Consider the following 14,326-nt stretch of genomic DNA (forward strand, 5'->3'; position numbering starts at 1 on the left):
TATATACTCCAATAATTCTCAATTTCTATTATATTTGAGATAGCGGGCTTTTGACTAAAAAGCCTTTTAAATAACGAACTCGAAAACAGCTCTCGCGAAGGATAGATCTTAACCCTATGGAATACAAAGCATCACTTGACACATTTGGTAAAGTCATTACCGCAGGCGTATTAATTGTCTTCATCGCAATAGGGCAGAAGAACGTAAGCGCAATAATTTCATCAAATGGTGATGTCAAAACAACCCTGATACACGGCGGAGTTCTATTGCTCTTTGTGTTAACTGTTATCGGTAGTTATCTATACAGTACCAGGAAATATTCCGTTACCGGAGATACGCTTGTTATTCACCGTCTAATCGGTAACAGAGTAATTAAACTGGCCGACATTACAGAAATAAGATTTATTGATTCAACGGACTTTTCAGGAACCATCAGGACTTTCGGTAACGGAGGGCTTTTCGGTTACTATGGAAAATTTTATAACACTAAAATTGGCAGCATGACCTGGTATGTTACACAGAAGAAGAACCGGATTCTTCTTCGAACACTGCAAGGCGATAAGATCATTATTTCCCCCGATGATATTAGTTTGGTTGATTGTTTGAGGGATTCAACAGTCAATAATATGTAATTCATATTTACTGATATTATTTTAAGCTATCAACATTCGCGAATAATGGGTCGAATTTGATAGATTTAATTTTTTTAAGTTTCAACGCTAATGAAGTATAACCACTCACTTCCACTCCTATTACTTCTGGCGTTATTGCTTACTTCCACATTTGCAAAGGGGCAGACCGATTATAGAATGTTAGATGTTCCGGCAGCAACAAAGATCAGAAAGTTAATCAAAATGATTGATGAGAATCCGGATGATGCTGAGGCGCATTACTGGTATCTCAATACAATGGGTAAGGATACCACGGCAGTTGAAATGCAGTATGTCTCATGGATGAAAATATTTCCGAAAACAGCGATGGTATCCTTTCAGCTTGGCCATTACTACATGCAGCTAGATGTCGCAAAAGCCAGGCAATACCTGGGGCAAGCTATAAAAACAAATCCACAACTGATTAAAGGCTGGCAGGATTTATACCTGTTGTCGTACTTTGAAGGGGATAGGGACGCCACCTCCATTTTAAAAAATGCACTTGCTGCAAACCCTGGTAACGCTAAGCTGGCTTTTCGCTATGCTTACACTTTCAAACTTACCGATCCTGAACAATACCAGCAATCCCTAAAGAAGATTGCATCGAAAAAAAACACCGATAAATACAATGTAAAAGCAGCAAGTCTTTTAGCTGATATCAGTAATAGTTACCCTGATAAAAAAAAGTTATACGAGGAGATAAAAGAAAGCTATCTCTCAATTGATCCGGCCGAAATAAGGGAAATTTGGATAATCTAGGTGCTGCACCGTCCAATACTTACCTCATTCAATCCATATCTGGCATTAACTTTTTCCACACGTTTTTCTAATTTTTGTTCGGGAGCGCTGGCCGAGTTGTTCGGGAGTTCTTCGGGAAACCTTGTAACCCGCTTCGGGAAGTGTTCGGGAAAGCTTCGGGAAACCTCCCGAAAAACTGGCAGAAAACTTCTGGAAAAGTTCGGGGCAGGTTCTGCACGGTCTCGAATGGGGGCAGAACGCTCGCAAATGACAACCCGAAGTTTTCTGGAATTTGGTATGAAGTTGTCTGTAAATAAAGCAATCGGTTCGCCAGTGGTTAGCCAATAGTTTCTCGTTTAATATCTCCCCAAACCATCACCTCGGTGTCTTGATGCTAGCAACTTTAATTAAATTAGCTCAAATCAGGTCAAACCAGTCCAATTCGGGTCAAAATTTTACAGCCTATATCTTTCATGCTAGGTTTGAATCGTGCTAGATGTACCGCCGGCTATTTAGCCATTTCATTTAAAATTTGATATTATGGGAATTTGTAACTTGAAGTTTATTGAACCGCGACTGAGAAAATGCGATTTCTGTGTATCTACAAGAAGAATAATTTGGTCTAACCCATTAACTGCTTTGTCGACTTTGCCAGGTCTAAAACTAAATAGGGGCGTCAGTGGTTATGATTCCAAATCTATAAAGATGGTAACTTTAAATATAAACTGGACGGAATTTTTTATTGGTAAAGAGGACTGGGTATTTCTGCTGGAAATTGCGCTTCGTACGTTTGCCATGTATATTATCATTCTTTTAGGCCTTCGATTACTGGGCAAAAGAGGGGTTAAACAGTTGTCTATTTTTGAGTTGGTGGTGATCATATCCCTAGGTTCAGCAGCTGGCGATCCCATGTTTTACAAGGAGGTTGGGCTAACGGTGCCTGTAGTGATCTTCGGCGTCATTGTCCTCAGTTACCGTCTTACGACTTTTCTAACCGCAAAAAGCCAGACTGCAGATGACATCATCGAGGGGAAGTGTACGTACTTGATAGAAGATGGTGAATTTTCAATTGATAATTTTAGTAAGGAGACCCTTGCCTACGATGAGTTTTTCGCCGAGCTCAGGCAATACGGCATCTCACATCTCGGGCAGGTAGACACGGCAATCCTGGAAACATCTGGGGCAATCAGCGTTTATTTTTTTGAGGATGAAAAGGTAAAGTACGGCCTTCCGATTTTACCGCACCTTTTCGATGCAAGCTGTGAGGAAATAACATCAGTAGATAATTATGCATGCTGCTTTTGCGGTAATGTAATGGAATTAGTCCCGGCCGAAAAACATATCTGTGGAAAATGCGAACATGCGAGCTGGGTAAGGGCCATCAGCGGAAAAAGGATTACGTAGGTTGAGGTACAAAAGAGGGGCTTGTTGGCGGACTTTTAAAATTGGAACCCAAAAGAAAACGGGAACCATCACGAATGACGATTCCCGTTCATCTAAATTAACGCTCTCGAAATATAATACGCTGATAATTCCGGTTTATTGTATTGAGCTGATTTTTTAACTGCAAAATATATTTTACTCAGGCTGTAGCAAAACTCATTCTCACCACGTTTCTAAAATAAAAACCGCTACATATGAAAAATATCGCTCTGAGAACCTGCACTTTGATGTTACTTTGTACAGTCATGTTCAGCTTAGGCTGTAAAAAAGGCAACAACCCGGTTCAACCTCTTGCTTCTAATTCTTTTCTGCCGATGCAGGTAGGCAATCTTTGGTATCATAACAGCCAGAACTACACGGAAATTAAAGACAGTGTGTTTATCAATGGCAAGCTTTACTACAAATTCTTTTCGTTGATTGGCGGCGATGCGGTAAGCACTTCTTATCTACGAATCGATGAACAGGGAAAATTAATTGCCGGTGATCCAAAATATCCTGATTTAAGGGTTATTCGTGCTGATTTTAATGCCAAAGTAGGGGATAAGTTTTTTACCACCGGCGAGGGAGATGACACGGATAACCAGGTAACCGTAACTGAAAAAAGCGGTTCACAAATGAGCTTTTCATTTGATGCCATTTATCATCCTAACCTTAAGGGGCACCCTTATGTTGTTAGTTATGTAAAAGGGCAGGGCTTTCCTGGTAACTGGACTAAACTTAGAATTAATGGGGTAACTTTGAAATAATTGCTGCTCAGGCTGGAAACTACCACAGAAATCAGTCCATGATACTCAAAATAGTCTTCGCAGCCTCAATCATCGCAGGCTCTCCCGTATTTTTTTCAGGACTGTCTGATAGCTTCACCACTGATGTCCACCGTCCGTTAGTTTGCCTGGTTTCGGTCATTTTCACGACAATGTTCATCGGATTTAACCCTACGTCGTTGCTCAGGTTAGTTCCGATGCCAAATGAAAAGCCAATCTTACCTCTACAATATTCGGTAATGCGGGCAACTTTTTCGTAATCCAGCCCATCAGAAAAAATAATGGTCTTGCTCAATGGGTCAATACCCAGTTTGTTATAGTGGGCTATAATTTTATCTGCAAATTCAATTGGATTACCACTATCCTGGCGAACACCGTCAAAAAGTTTGGAAAACATTTTGTCGAAGTGTGTCAGGAAGACATCGGTGGTATAAGTGTCGGATAAGGCGATGCCGAGGTCGCCACGGAAGACATCAACCCAATGTTGCAATGCAGATACATTTGCCTGAGGAAAGCCATAAACCGCGGCATGGTACATAAACCATTCATGTGCATGGGTGCCGATAGGGCGGGTTTGATGTAGCATAGCTAGGTGGACATTGCTGGTGCCGACAAACATTTTTCCGCCTTCCCGGCTAAAGGTGTCAATCACCAGCTTTTGTACCTCATAGCTGTGCCTGCGGCGGGTACCAAATTCGGCGACATTCACACCCAGGGTGCTAAACTGCTTAGCCTTCGCAGCGCTTTGAGAAATCAGCAACTCATCAGAAATTCTTTGGCCATTGGTCATTTCATAATAGAGCTCACAAATTAAAGCCATAACTGGTACTTCCCAAAGAATGCTGCGGTACCAGTGTCCTTCAATCTTGATGTCAAGATCAGCGCCGTGCTGTTTGATTGTTACTTCATTCGCATCATAGCGGTAACCAGACAGGAAATCGAGATACAGCGGATCGAGGTAAGGACAGTTTTCCCTGAGAAATTGCTTTTCCCCTATGCTGAGCTGCAGGAGTTCCATATCCCGGATTCTTAACTGTAAAGCTTCGCCAAATCCATCAGGAAACTGATGTTTTCCTCTGTTGATGAAACTGTACCGCGCCATAGCAGACGGAAAAAGCCGTACCACGGCCTGCTGCATGGTAAACTTATAGAAATCGTTATCGAGTATGGATTTGTTAAATTGAATATGATGGGATCTCATTGCATAATAATTGATGTCGTGTTAACAGGAGTTTTGAAGTTTGGTTTTTCCTGCCGTAAATTTAGCTTCAAACTAAGTAAATAATCAGCATTATCCGAATTTAGAACCCATTGAACTGATTTACATACCTTTAAAACAAGGCTGTAAAACATATTTTTACCTGCCTTAAAACATAAATGCAGCCTAACTGTTTGGTGGGTAAATATTCTAATAAACGTATTATGAAAAAATTATTTACCATTTTGGGTTTGCTCTCTTGCTTTGCCTTGAGTTCAACTGGGGTTAGAGCACAGAATTACAAAACAGGACTGGGTTTGGGTGTTGATTTCGGAGACGGCCGTACACTTGTTGGTCCGTCTTTAAGACATCATTTTAACAGAAACACCGCATTGCAGGGAGAAGTATTGTTTGGTGGTAACACCACAGTAATTCAGGCCTTTTTACAGTATAATGCGCCTATTAAAGGAGCAAGAGGCTTAGACTGGTACCTGGGTGGAGGTCCGAAAGTTCAAATTTACGACAGGAACAGGTACTTCTTCAATGATAATTATACAGCTTTTTACCTGGTTCCAATGGTTGGACTTGATTATAAGTTCAACGGTGCACCACTAGCTTTGGCCTTCGACTGGAGACCTAGTATTTATGTTGGTGATAATCCTTTTCTTGGAACAGAAGCCGGAAGGTTCGGTTTTGGGTTTAGATATACCTTTTAAGCAAATAGCTTAAACGCCCTAAAATCCCTTGAACATGAAAATGTTCAGGGGATTTTTTGTTTTATGTCAGTTGTAAGCTTTAATTTAGCCGGAACTATATTCATTTAACGTTATGACACAGGGCGATTTAGATCAGGTAGATATTGAGATTCTGAAATTACTTCAGCACGATGCATCCTTAACCAACAAGGAGATTGCCCTGGAGCTCCATAAGTCGATCGCTACCATTCATGAGCGCGTCAGGAGGCTGAAAGATCAGGGATACATTAAAAGAATTGTGGCCATATTGGATAGAAAGAAGATTGATAGAAGCTTGATTGCCTTTTCCCATGTGCTGCTAAGGGAGCATACCGCCAGTACGCTGATCGAATTTGAAACCGAGGTGTCTAAGTTTCCTGAGGTAATGGAATGCCTGCAGATGACGGGCGCAAATGATTTTATTCTGCGTATTGCTACGCGGGATATGGACGCCTACCACGAGTTTTTACGGAATAAATTGGCTACACTTCCTAATATTACTACCGTGCAAAGTTATTTTGTGCTCAGTGAACCTAAAAGTGAAACAGCCTATCCGTTATAAACCTGATGAATGATTCCAAAAAAAATGTATGCTTGTGAGCAATGAATTTTTCGGTAAAGATCAGGTAGGGCTGGTCGATTCTTTTACTGACCTGGTAAATACTGATTTTTATGGTACGAAAAATGCCTTTTGCTGGTATAGAAACCTGAATGGAGATTTCGAAGAAATTGTGTCCAAGCTGCATTCACCTGAAAATATCACAGAGGTTTCGGCTGAGGATCTGATGGCGCTGAAACTATCTGAACCGGGGACCATTGCCAGGAAAATTATTCTCAAGGATTTGAAGGAGTTAAGCGCATTTGGCGCATCGCCGGTATTAAATTTACTTAAGAGTTATGACCGGGATGAAGAGTTAGATTTTTTTTCCACCGACGTATATTCATTTCATGTAGACCGCTCGCCCGTTGCAACAGATACGTTTCTGTGTACTTATTATGGGGCCGCCAGCGATATTATTCAAAATAATCAGGTGGAACAAAAAGTGCTGATTCCTGAAATACGGGAGAAACTCAAAAAGTTACATGATGGTGCGGAAGGAGACTTTGAAGAATTTCTGAAAGAATGTTTCTTCGACCTGCATTATCAGCCTAAACCAGGATCAATGCCACTTAATTTAAGCACAGGACACTTATGGCGACTCGCAGTAGATCATCCGGAACAAAAGGTATTGCCATGCGTACATAGGGCACCTCTTGAAAGGGATGGGGAGCCCAGACTGCTGTTAATTTGTTAAAATTTACATTTAATATTTACTTTGCCTGTTCCAGCTGAAGTGTCCACTCAGCAATAATCATTGGATGCCGGGACAGTTCATCTGCGGTTAAAGTGTTATCTTTTTCCTGAAGCTTAAAGTCGATGGTATCAATGATCATGTTGCTGATGTGCATCAGGTGCGTTTGATCCTGATCAAGCAAATATTCCAGTAACTCCCATACGGCACAGGCTGCATTGATGGCATAGCTCGTTAAAAAGTCACCAAACTCTTCGGTATCGGGGATTACCAGATCTAGCTCATCCATTAGTCCGTTGACCAACTGTTCATCTACCTCATCGTTCATCGCATAGCCGGTATAATCAATCGAACGCTTCAGTATTTCAGGGTTCCCCCACTGATACTCCTGAAAGAATTCAAGATAGTCAGGATATAGACGTTTGCAGATATCAAGGCCGAATGCAATTCTTTGAATCGGAGACAGCGATGCAAGTTGAATAGCCAGTTGACTAGAGAATTCGTTTAAATCCATGACTGTAAATTTATGCCTTAAAATTTCAAAGGTAAAAAAAAAGAGGATTACATTACTTTTATCTGGGCATCCCGTGCAGCAACAATTAACTTTCTGAAGAAATTATTTTTAAATTCTGCTTCTACATAAATATTGCTGATCCAGGCCAGTACTTTGATTTCCATACTATCGGCCGACACACTGTTTAAGAGGATTTCTGGGTTTAAATTTTTGACTACGTCGTCAGCTGATCCAAGTACCGTGTCAATGACCTTGTTGAGTTCATCTAAATTAGTATCTGATGCCACCTTAAAAACGATTTCGGTTTTGATATAATCGTTACTCAGGGTCCAGTTCACTAAACGGCCTGAAAGCAGGTCGCCATTGGGAATGATGACTTCAGAACCTTGTGGCGTTAGCAACCTGCTCGAGCGTATACCGATATCACGAACCTTGCCCTTTTTGTCGGCTAGTTCTACATAATCACCAATCCGGAAGGGCTTTTCAAAAATCAGGATAATGCCCGAAACAAAATTGTTTACGATGTTTTGCATTCCCAGTCCGATACCTACACCGAAGGCTCCTAACACGACGGTTAGTTTATCCATTGGTAACCCTGAAGCCATAACAGCCAGCAACACACCGATTACAATAATAATGAGTCTGGCCAGCGCCACTTTGGAACCTTTTTGCCCGCTATTTTCGGAGAAGGTAATTTTTTCTTCCCCAAAAAGCAAAGGCACATGCTTTTGCAGTTTATTGGCGACATAGATAATGGCTACAAAGAACAGGATATTTCCAAAACTGAAATGAATGCTTCCGAAAACTCTAGGCTTCGACAAGATATCGCCCAACCAGCTCCAGATACCGTTAATGATGGATAGATTAATGAAAAAGACCATCACCCAAAGAATAACGGAAAGCACAGAGAGGGCTTTTTTAACCTTCGATTGCGACTTACTGTGGTTTATCCTGGAGAAAATGCCATTGCTGCAGGAACTGATTTTAATCTGAAGATCAAGGGCATCAAGCATGATTTGAACAAAGACGGCAAGTGAAATCAATTGGATTAGTCCGATTACACCAGTAACACTCAGGAGTTTGGCCAGATCAACACGGCCAAATACATTCAGTATAATGGAAAGTAAATTTAACCCGATGAGCGCGACAATAACTAAACGGACATATTTTTTAGAAAAGGCTTTAAATGTTATTTTACGGTAGAGTTGAATGCCCAGATAAATGAAAAAAGCATTGATGCACACCAGTAGCAGCCTTAGTGGAAAACCATCATCTACAGCAGCACTACCAGCGATCAACAAAACATAGAGACCTAAAATTACTAACCAGAAACGAAGCTGAACTTTCTCAAGCGTATGCCAGAGATGTATAGTCATCAGTAGCAGGAGCAATAATGCAACTAGCTCCACATATAGGGAGGGTGCATCGGGCTCAAACAGTGGTGTAATATTCAATAACACGATAAGCGTTGCAAGAACTGGGTAGGGGCGGATGTATTCAAAGCTGAGTTCACCAATCTTTCTTTTTATCGATGCCCTTTTGGCTGCACGGAAGTTTCGATGTACCCAAACGAAAAAGGCTATGGAAATGAGTATAGCCAGAAAACGGTTATCCCATGTAGAGTTGATAAAATACTTGAGAATTTGCTGCTGACCCCGGTATGAGGCTACGATTAGGTTGCCGGTTGGCTGACCACTTTGGCTGCGCAATGGTGCTTGCCAGAGATAAGGATTTTGCTTGCTCAACGCCAGTTTACCTGATTGTTCCAGTCTTTCAGAAGTTTGTGCCCGGAGATTACTAATTACAATGCCGAGTGAAGAAGTTGCAGCCAGGAGTTTATTTACCTCTTCCAGGTTTGTACCTGTTACCTTTCCGGCATCCTGAAGGCGGTTCTTGATATCGTTAATTTGCGACTGGTAAAGTAATTTCTGCTGTTCATTGCCAGAAGTAAGTTTTAAAAGCGAATCATTGCTGAGTTCAAGAACTTGCTGCGACATGCGCTGAAGATCATTGCTATTTTTAACCAGTACTTCAGTAATGCTCTTTAGCTTGGTGTCAGCATCCCGCAGAATGAGATCATAGCTTAACAAGCTCTTACTTTCAAGTTCTCCCTTTGCTGAAAATGATTGGCTAAGCGGTTCAATACTGGTGCGAACATCCGCTATGCGGCGGGAGGTTTCATCGAGGGCATAACCTTTTTTATTCGCTGCATTGATTTCAGTAATAGCGGATTGAGCAGTTTGAATCCTGAAAAGAAGCGTATCAGGAATGGTTTTAACGGAATCATTTTTTGTAGCAGGTATGCCTTGTGCAAAGCCCCCCTCAACGGCCAGGATGCAATAGATGGAAAACAATAAGATAATCAGAAGCGCTTTGCAGAATTTTTTCATATGTAAACGGAACGGAAAATTAAATCGACAACAGGCAGATGAAACCGGGGCTACATACTGACGGGTCGCCTGATGTATCTGATACTGAACCCCTCAACAGGCAGATTGTTTTGAAGATTTTTAAAAAGGCTATATCTCTATGTAAAACAGAACAGTAGGGATGGAACTAAAATTTTCAGAACTTTTGCATGAGATACATGTTCTCTCTTTAAATAACTAAGAATAAATACGCTTATGATCCATGGCCTCACTGATCAATACCCCAGTTTATTTCTGCATACCCCTAATCCATTTCTTCGCTTATCGGTCATTGTTCCGGCTAAAGATGAAGCAGAATTTATTGCAACTACTTTAGATGCTTTACGCTTGCAGGTTGATTATTCAGGTCAGGCGATTTCAAAAGAGGTGTATGAAGTGTTGGTTTTGGCAAATAATTGTTCAGACCACACATTTGATATATGTAAAGCATATCAAGCGCAATATCCCGACTTCAACCTATTAGTTGAAAATGTACAGATTGCAACTGAACAGGCGCATATCGGTACAGTGCGGCGTTTGTTAATGGATGCTGCCTATGAGCGTTTGATGAATACTGCCGGACAAAAAGGCATCATTGTTTCCACTGACGCTGATAGCAATGTAGACCAACAATGGATTTTCCAGATATTAAGTGAAATGGAAAAGGGTGTGGACGTAGTTGGCGGCAGGATTATTCCAAAAGGTACGCCGACACTAGCTAAGCGCCATCATTTAAAAGATGTGGGATACCGATTTTTACAAACCCGGCTGGAGTCGGAACTCGATCCCTGCGAAAGCAATCCATGGCCGCGGCATTTTCAGTGCTATGGCCCAAGCCTTGCTGTAACCTGTGAAATATACGACAGGGCTGGCCGGATTCCGGCAATACCATTTTTGGAAGACGAGGAATTCAGGAAAGCGTTAAAGCGGGTGGATGCCAAGATCAGACATTCGCCTAAAGTGATCATTTATACATCAGCGAGATTAACAGGGCGTGTGGATTTCGGTTTTTCGGTGCAATTGCAATACTGGAAGGAAATGACCAAACGTTGTGAGCACCAAATGGTTGAATCGTTTGATTGCCTCCGCATGAAACTAATGCTGAAAAAGGAATTCAGATCATTATGGAAAGCAGTGAAAGCGGGAAGGGAGATGACCATGGAAACCCACGCACTGGCATGTAAAATGGACTTTGAATTGGAAACCCTTAGTAGATGGCTAAACCAGGGGAAATATTTTGAAGCGGTATGGGAAGAAATTGAGTCGATTTTAACGAAGCGCTTAACGAAACTAATGCCATTGCAACCCATTTCAGATTCCATCAGGGAATTGAGGTCTTATTTTTCAGGCTTCAATGTAATTTCGAAATCAAGGTCATATGCGCAACCTGCAATAGCAGTATGAAGGTAAACGTATCAATTCTTACCCTGGTTAAGGGAAGAACAAAGGCACTTGAGAATCTGATTAACGGGCTTTCAGATAATCAAATTCTTCCTGATGAATTAATTATCGTATTGATGAATGAATCCGTGCGAAAGCTTCCACCAACAGCATTTCCTGTCAAACAGGTTTCGTTTCAACATCACCATAAACTTCCATTGGCAGCGGCAAGAAATGTTGCGGCCGCCAATGCAAGGGGAGATTTACTGATTTTTCTTGATACTGACTGTATCCCCGCCCCGGATTTAATTGTGGAATATTTATCGGGAGCGCAGCATGGTATGCTTAATAACGGAGAAGTACGTTACCTGGGAAAAGGTGCTGTTGATCAGCCTGATTTTATCCGGCATATGGAAGGTTTGAGTTCAGTTGATCCGGTTAGGAGCGGACTGAAAGAATTGCCACATGAATTATTCTGGTCGCTGAACTTTGCCTGCTTTAAGTCGGACTTTAAGTACATTGGAGGCTTTGATGAATCGTTTACAGGCTATGGCGCAGAAGATACTGACTTTGCTTTTACCGCCAGAACCAGAGCAATTGGTATGAAGCTTATTCCCGCCATGGCATATCACCAGTATCATGAGCAATTTAGCCCACCCCTGAATCATTTTGAAGATGTGATAAAGAATGCAAAAGTGTTTTTTGATAAATGGCAAAAGTGGCCAATGGAAGGGTGGCTTAGTGCTTTCGAAGCCATGGGCCTAATCAAATGGAGCAGTTCTAGCCTCAGCATTTTGAAATTACCCTCGGCCATTGAAGTGGCAAAATCATTAAAAACTTAGTTATCAAAAAGGCGTTTTCCAGTCGATAAAATCAATCCGGCGGCTTTATCTAGTGCTGTCTCGTCTGTTACACCACTCCAATCAGGTAATTGCAATACAAGTCTTTGTATAAGCTCATTCCAGTTTTGTATATTTAAATCAGCAGGGTAAACAATTTCTATACCCATTCTTCCGGTAATTGAAAGCGCTTTTTCTACCTGTTCGTTAAAAGGCCGGTCCTCGGGAATGCCGATAAAACGCTTGTTCAATGAAGCCGTTTCCATTACAGTATTATGTCCGGTGTTTCCAATGATCAGTTCGCAGGACGTTAGCAAATCAAAAGGATCCTCAATCTTGCCATGCCAGCACGTATTTTGGGTATTATTGTTGGTATCAGGGCCGCCTATGATATGGAATTTATAATCCCTGGCCTGAGCAGCAATTTCAGAAATCAATGATGCATTGATGCTGCTTCCCCCGGCACCAATCAATATTGCAATGTTGTTTTTGACTATATCTTTAACCAGCGGCCGCGAAGAAAATCTGGAAAAACCTCCCGTGAAGAATGTTTTATCAAAGGTTTTGTCTTCCGGTTGATTCAACATTTCTATTGGAAAAGGTGCCAATAGTACCTCTGCACTTTGATAGGCCATGATATGCGGTAGATCGTCTCGTTTGCCGTGTTGCCTGATCACAATAGTAGGAATGCCAGACAGTCGCGCTAACAGTGTCACCTCCACCGACACATCGACAACCAGTAGGAGCGGATAACGATCCTTAAACACGCGCGTCATGATTTCCGTTCTGTTTCGAATACCTGCTAAACCTAGTGGCGCGTAATGAAATGTTTGCGGCTGTTCGCTACTGGTTTCTGATAGGGCTTCTTCCTCATAATCAGGTGGTAAATGAATTACCTCGAACTGATCAGATGTATGAATGCTTTTCAGTCCGCTTCCCATAAGTATGATTTTCTGGCCGTGAAGTGCACTGACGATCTGTAGCGTTCGCATAAGGTGACCGGAGCCATGATGGTGTACGTAAAAAGCAATGGTAAATGACATATTTAATGATTTTGATAAACATCCATACGATAGTCGTTTGTGCGGGATGCCTGAAGGTGATAGAGACCGGAGTCCATAAAAAGATCATGCACCTCATCTCCGGTGAGCGGATAATCTGCTACGAAGTGCGTCCAGTGAACAAGAATAAGTATTCCTCCGGGCTCAAGGGTCTTTGTTATCTGCTCCTTCGTCCGTTGCAGATCCATTTTACTCAGATAATATCCTACTTCACTCATCACAATGAGATCAAATCGGCCGACTGGAAAATCTTTTGGAATTCCACCTTTTATAAACTTCACTTGAGGTTGTGCGGATAGTCTTTTTACTGCCTTTTCAAGGGCAGTACTGCTTAAATCCATGGCAATGAGCTGCCTGCAGTGTGGGGCAAGCATGCTGGTGAGCACCCCGATGGAGCAACCAATCTCTAAAGCATTATCATAAGTTCTCTTCGGTATCGCTGCTATTGTGGCGCCGTACTTAGCTTTTTCGTAAGCACTTTTTTCAAAATCCCAGGGATCTTCATGCTGCAGGTACATATTTTCAAAATATGTTTCGTTTAGTGTATTGTTCGGATTTATCTTTTTGCGTTCCATAAAATACTCCTTCCCCTGCGTAAAATTAGCAATCACTTCCGGCAAAAGGATGAAACCATCGGGGTCATCATCGATCAGCATGCTGGTCTGCGAAACATGAGCGGCAATGCATTCCGATTTTAGCACCAGATATTTCCGTACATCCAAAGACAGCAGCTCGCGCTTTTCAAGTGCCGGAATATCTGATGCGATTGCATTTTCATATAACCAGATCGGATATTCCCATAAAACCGGACGGGCAATAACGGCGCGCTCCAGGGATGAAATCAGGAGCTGATGGGTTGCCCGGTGATCACAGTGTGGATCAAGTTCATAGGGAAGGAGAATAAGGTCAGGCTGGATCCGTTTAAGGTCGCTCACTAAAAGGCTCACCAGGTTATCAAAACCTTCCTGCCCTTTTGCGGGCATCGATGCGTCCTGGGCGTGGTAGCAGCGTAGATTCTTTAAGTTTACTTTGAGTAATCTCAGCGCATGCCGAAGTTCCTCCAGCCGCAACTGGCTGAGTTTGGCAGCAGGATATTTTTTTGAACCGGGATGGGAGCGGCTTCCATCGGTAGTTAATATGATGTGGACGTCCGTGCCATTTTCGATTAGACTTGAAATCAGTCCTGCGCATGCCAATGACTCATCATCTGGATGAGGCACCATAATGAGACAACATTTTATTTCCTTGAGTCTTTCTGGCTCCAAAGAAACAGCCGAGGACCAGAATTTCTCTTTTTCGAATACA

Annotated in this window: 15 protein-coding genes; 10 read left to right on the forward strand and 5 right to left on the reverse strand. The window is 42.0% G+C overall.

What is annotated here, in order from left to right:
- Window positions 1-116: 116 nt before the first annotated feature.
- The 5 genes from AB669_RS20110 to AB669_RS20130 all read left to right on the forward strand — a co-directional run bounded on the left by AB669_RS20110 (window position 117) and on the right by AB669_RS20130 (window position 3,577).
- A complete protein-coding gene (locus tag AB669_RS20110) occupies window positions 117-632 on the forward strand; it encodes a PH domain-containing protein (RefSeq protein ID WP_047801157.1) in 516 nt (171 codons plus the stop codon).
- A 90-nt stretch (window positions 633-722) separates the two neighbouring features.
- Entirely contained in the window at window positions 723-1,409 is a 687-nt protein-coding gene (locus AB669_RS20115; RefSeq protein ID WP_156166818.1) for a lipopolysaccharide assembly protein LapB, read from the forward strand.
- The gene (locus tag AB669_RS20120; protein WP_047801159.1) at window positions 1,410-1,736 is read left to right on the forward strand and encodes a hypothetical protein; all 327 of its coding nucleotides are present in this window, start codon (window positions 1,410-1,412) and stop codon (window positions 1,734-1,736) included.
- A gap of 357 nt (window positions 1,737-2,093) precedes the next feature.
- Complete coding sequence (locus AB669_RS20125) at window positions 2,094-2,792, forward strand: DUF421 domain-containing protein (protein WP_053058505.1); 699 nt, start codon at window positions 2,094-2,096, stop codon at window positions 2,790-2,792.
- A 233-nt stretch (window positions 2,793-3,025) separates the two neighbouring features.
- The gene (locus tag AB669_RS20130) at window positions 3,026-3,577 is read left to right on the forward strand and encodes a hypothetical protein (protein WP_156166819.1); all 552 of its coding nucleotides are present in this window, start codon (window positions 3,026-3,028) and stop codon (window positions 3,575-3,577) included.
- A 31-nt stretch (window positions 3,578-3,608) separates the two neighbouring features.
- On the opposite strand, the gene pncB is transcribed toward AB669_RS20130, so the two are convergent.
- On the reverse strand, window positions 3,609-4,796 hold the full coding sequence (gene pncB / locus AB669_RS20135) for a nicotinate phosphoribosyltransferase (RefSeq protein ID WP_047801161.1): 1,188 nt from the start codon (window positions 4,794-4,796) through the stop codon (window positions 3,609-3,611).
- A gap of 221 nt (window positions 4,797-5,017) precedes the next feature.
- On the opposite strand from pncB, the gene AB669_RS20140 reads away from it, so the two are divergent.
- From AB669_RS20140 to AB669_RS20150, 3 genes are all read left to right on the forward strand, one after another.
- Window positions 5,018-5,509, forward strand: a complete 492-nt coding sequence (locus AB669_RS20140) for a hypothetical protein (RefSeq protein ID WP_047801232.1) — start codon at window positions 5,018-5,020, stop codon at window positions 5,507-5,509.
- 112 nt (window positions 5,510-5,621) lie between these two features.
- Complete coding sequence (locus AB669_RS20145; protein WP_047801162.1) at window positions 5,622-6,089, forward strand: Lrp/AsnC family transcriptional regulator; 468 nt, start codon at window positions 5,622-5,624, stop codon at window positions 6,087-6,089.
- Between the two features lie 34 nt (window positions 6,090-6,123).
- Window positions 6,124-6,822 (forward strand): DUF1826 domain-containing protein, encoded by a 699-nt coding sequence (locus tag AB669_RS20150; protein WP_197082454.1) that lies wholly within the window; start codon window positions 6,124-6,126, stop codon window positions 6,820-6,822.
- A 16-nt stretch (window positions 6,823-6,838) separates the two neighbouring features.
- Here AB669_RS20150 and AB669_RS20155 read toward each other — a convergent pair whose 3' ends face one another.
- Both AB669_RS20155 and AB669_RS20160 read right to left on the reverse strand, forming a co-directional pair.
- Window positions 6,839-7,333, reverse strand: a complete 495-nt coding sequence (locus AB669_RS20155; RefSeq protein WP_047801164.1) for a DUF416 family protein — start codon at window positions 7,331-7,333, stop codon at window positions 6,839-6,841.
- A 47-nt stretch (window positions 7,334-7,380) separates the two neighbouring features.
- A complete protein-coding gene (locus AB669_RS20160; protein WP_047801165.1) occupies window positions 7,381-9,723 on the reverse strand; it encodes a mechanosensitive ion channel family protein in 2,343 nt (780 codons plus the stop codon).
- 234 nt (window positions 9,724-9,957) lie between these two features.
- Here AB669_RS20160 and AB669_RS20165 point away from each other — a divergent pair, with 234 nt between their 5' ends.
- Both AB669_RS20165 and AB669_RS20170 read left to right on the forward strand, forming a co-directional pair.
- On the forward strand, window positions 9,958-11,145 hold the full coding sequence (locus AB669_RS20165; protein ID WP_047801166.1) for a glycosyltransferase family 2 protein: 1,188 nt from the start codon (window positions 9,958-9,960) through the stop codon (window positions 11,143-11,145).
- The gene (locus AB669_RS20170; protein WP_047801167.1) at window positions 11,142-11,963 is read left to right on the forward strand and encodes a galactosyltransferase-related protein; all 822 of its coding nucleotides are present in this window, start codon (window positions 11,142-11,144) and stop codon (window positions 11,961-11,963) included. The genes AB669_RS20165 and AB669_RS20170 overlap by 4 nt, the downstream gene beginning before the upstream one ends.
- On the opposite strand, the gene AB669_RS20175 is transcribed toward AB669_RS20170, so the two are convergent.
- Complete coding sequence (locus AB669_RS20175; RefSeq protein WP_047801168.1) at window positions 11,960-13,003, reverse strand: glycosyltransferase; 1,044 nt, start codon at window positions 13,001-13,003, stop codon at window positions 11,960-11,962. The genes AB669_RS20170 and AB669_RS20175 overlap by 4 nt on opposite strands.
- A gap of 2 nt (window positions 13,004-13,005) precedes the next feature.
- Window positions 13,006-14,244: a bifunctional PIG-L family deacetylase/class I SAM-dependent methyltransferase gene (locus tag AB669_RS21875; RefSeq protein WP_197082455.1), complete on the reverse strand. Its 1,239-nt coding sequence runs from the start codon at window positions 14,242-14,244 to the stop codon at window positions 13,006-13,008.
- Window positions 14,245-14,326: the final 82 nt, after the last annotated feature.

This window comes from Pedobacter sp. BMA (assembly GCF_001027745.1).
Lineage (GTDB): Bacteria > Bacteroidota > Bacteroidia > Sphingobacteriales > Sphingobacteriaceae > Pedobacter.

Excerpts from the sequence above, each read along its gene's own strand:
- AB669_RS20110 (WP_047801157.1), top strand. The coding sequence starts at position 117 with ATGGAATACAAAGCATCACTTGACACATTTGGTAAAGTCATTACCGCA.
- AB669_RS20115 (WP_156166818.1), top strand. The coding sequence starts at position 723 with ATGAAGTATAACCACTCACTTCCACTCCTATTACTTCTGGCGTTATTG.
- AB669_RS20125 (WP_053058505.1), top strand. The coding sequence starts at position 2,094 with ATGGTAACTTTAAATATAAACTGGACGGAATTTTTTATTGGTAAAGAG.
- AB669_RS20130 (WP_156166819.1), top strand. The coding sequence starts at position 3,026 with ATGAAAAATATCGCTCTGAGAACCTGCACTTTGATGTTACTTTGTACA.
- pncB (WP_047801161.1), bottom strand. The coding sequence starts at position 4,796 with ATGAGATCCCATCATATTCAATTTAACAAATCCATACTCGATAACGAT.
- AB669_RS20140 (WP_047801232.1), top strand. The coding sequence starts at position 5,018 with ATGAAAAAATTATTTACCATTTTGGGTTTGCTCTCTTGCTTTGCCTTG.
- AB669_RS20145 (WP_047801162.1), top strand. The coding sequence starts at position 5,622 with ATGACACAGGGCGATTTAGATCAGGTAGATATTGAGATTCTGAAATTA.
- AB669_RS20155 (WP_047801164.1), bottom strand. The coding sequence starts at position 7,333 with ATGGATTTAAACGAATTCTCTAGTCAACTGGCTATTCAACTTGCATCG.
- AB669_RS20160 (WP_047801165.1), bottom strand. The coding sequence starts at position 9,723 with ATGAAAAAATTCTGCAAAGCGCTTCTGATTATCTTATTGTTTTCCATC.
- AB669_RS20165 (WP_047801166.1), top strand. The coding sequence starts at position 9,958 with ATGATCCATGGCCTCACTGATCAATACCCCAGTTTATTTCTGCATACC.
- AB669_RS20170 (WP_047801167.1), top strand. The coding sequence starts at position 11,142 with ATGAAGGTAAACGTATCAATTCTTACCCTGGTTAAGGGAAGAACAAAG.
- AB669_RS20175 (WP_047801168.1), bottom strand. The coding sequence starts at position 13,003 with ATGTCATTTACCATTGCTTTTTACGTACACCATCATGGCTCCGGTCAC.
- AB669_RS21875 (WP_197082455.1), bottom strand. The coding sequence starts at position 14,244 with ATGGTGCCTCATCCAGATGATGAGTCATTGGCATGCGCAGGACTGATT.